Annotated in this window: 3 protein-coding genes; all 3 read left to right on the top strand. The window is 40.6% G+C overall.

The features are described 5' to 3' along the window. The first annotated feature begins 57 nt into the window (after positions 1-57). On the top strand, positions 58-783 hold the full coding sequence (gene deoC / locus A5875_RS17740) for a deoxyribose-phosphate aldolase (protein WP_088934921.1): 726 nt from the start codon (positions 58-60) through the stop codon (positions 781-783). A 191-nt stretch (positions 784-974) separates the two neighbouring features. Beyond that, positions 975-1,736, top strand: coding sequence for a DeoR/GlpR family DNA-binding transcription regulator (locus tag A5875_RS17735; protein WP_088934920.1), 762 nt, complete (start codon positions 975-977; stop codon positions 1,734-1,736). Beyond that, on the top strand, positions 1,733-2,038 hold a 306-nt coding region (locus A5875_RS17730; RefSeq protein ID WP_254911907.1), incomplete at its 3' end, for a PfkB family carbohydrate kinase. The genes A5875_RS17735 and A5875_RS17730, both read left to right, overlap by 4 nt.

Raw genomic sequence — 2,038 nt, 5'->3', positions numbered from 1 at the left:
TTTTTACATTACTAGGATATTCGCTGTATCTAAACTGTCTCTTATACACATCTAGATGTGTATAAGAGACAGATCGATCACACAAACCTAAAACCGACCGCTACTAGAGAAGACATGCGTCTCTTATGTAACGAAGCGAAGGACTATCATTTTAAAATGGTCGCAATCAATCAGGTCCAATCCGAATTATGCAGCGACCTGCTGAAAGACACCGATATTAACATCGGCGCAGCCATCAGCTTTCCGCTTGGACAAACTTCAATTGCTTCAAAGGTAGCGGAAACAAAAGACGCCATAAAAAATGGTGCAACAGAAATCGATTATGTCATCAACATTACTGAAGTGAAAGAAAAGAATTGGGACTACTTACAAGGTGAAATGGAACAAATCGTAGCAATCTGTAAGGAGAATGGGGTCATCTCTAAAGTAATTTTTGAAAACGCCTATCTTGAGGATGAAGAAAAGATTGCTTTGTGCGAGATTGCTAAACAAGTAAAACCCGACTTCATCAAAACCTCTACCGGCTTCGCCCCTTCAGGAGCAACCTTCGAGGATGTGAAGTTAATGAAAGAACATGTTGGTCCCGAAGTTAAAGTTAAAGCCGCCGGCGGCATCCGTGACGCTCAAACCTTCAAAAAAATGATTGCTTGCGGTGCAGAGCGTATCGGTACAAGTTCAGGTATCACTATTATTGCTGTCTCTTATACACATCTAGATGTGTATAAGAGACAGGTGCAGAGCGTATCGGTACAAGTTCAGGTATCACTATTATTGAGGCTTTAAAGCAAGAACTGTCTCTTATACACATCTAGATGTGTATAAGAGACAGGTGCAGAGCGTATCGGTACAAGTTCAGGTATCACTATTATTGAGGCTTTAAAGCAAGAAACTGTTGACGGAACAATCACTATTTAGGCTGTCTCTTATACACATCTAGATGTGTATAAGAGACAGGACTTATACGAGGTGATTTCATGTTAAAAAAAGAGCGACAAGAAAGAATTTTGGATTTGTTACATGAAAATGACTACTTATCCATTCCAGAAATATCTTCAAATTTAGGTGTTTCGGATATGACGATCCGCAGAGACATCAATGAACTTGCCGAACAATCTTTATTAGTAAAAATCTACGGCGGCGCGCAAAAGCTTGAAAAAATTGAGCAGGAACTCTCCACTCAAGAAAAAATCGATACCAATGTTCCAGAGAAAAAGTTTATCGGAAAAGTGATGAACAGTATTATTTCAGATAACGATACGATCTACATCGGCGCTGGAACGACGATGCTTCATGCCCTGCCAGAAATCAAAAAAGCAAACTTATTTGTCATCACAAATAGTCTGCTGGCTTTTAATTATTTGATTTATAACACGGATTATCGTGTGTTGCTGACGGGCGGCGAATTTTCACGAACAACTGAAGAGTTTTATGGCGAAATTGCCGAAAAGAGTTTTGACAACTTAAATATCGATATTGCCTTTGCGGCTACCAATGGCGTCTTTGATAACAATGTCACCACCGCAAATTCAATCGAAGGCTCGATCCAACGAGTGGCCTTTGCTCATTCTCGCAAGAAGTGTGTTGTTGCTGACAGCTCTAAATTCAACCGATCAGATGTTTATACCTTCTATTCATTGTCTGATGTGGACTATTTAGTTACCGATAACAAACTATCAGATACTACGATGGAGTATTACAGTTCCTTCACGACAATCATTAAGGAGGAACAGGAATGATTCTGACGATTACACTAAATCCTTCAATGGATTACAACTATCTTGTTTCTTCACTGAATCTAGATCAGGTCAATCGCGTCGAAAATCCCCATACATCGATCGGCGGAAAGGGCATCAATGCCGGCAGAGTGATTGCCCAATCTGGCGAAGGTGTCGTATTGACAGGGATTCTAGGCGGTCCTGTAGGAAAGATGATTTTAGATACCTTGATTGCTGAGGATCGTTATCAGCTTGAGTTCCTCTCAGTTGAAGGCAATTCGCGTAATGCGATAACCATCATGCACGATGGCAACACTCATACC

Source organism: Enterococcus sp. 3H8_DIV0648, assembly GCF_002140655.1.
GTDB classification, from domain to species: domain Bacteria; phylum Bacillota; class Bacilli; order Lactobacillales; family Enterococcaceae; genus Enterococcus_A; species Enterococcus_A hulanensis.
This window is presented reverse-complemented; position numbering and strand designations above follow the sequence as displayed.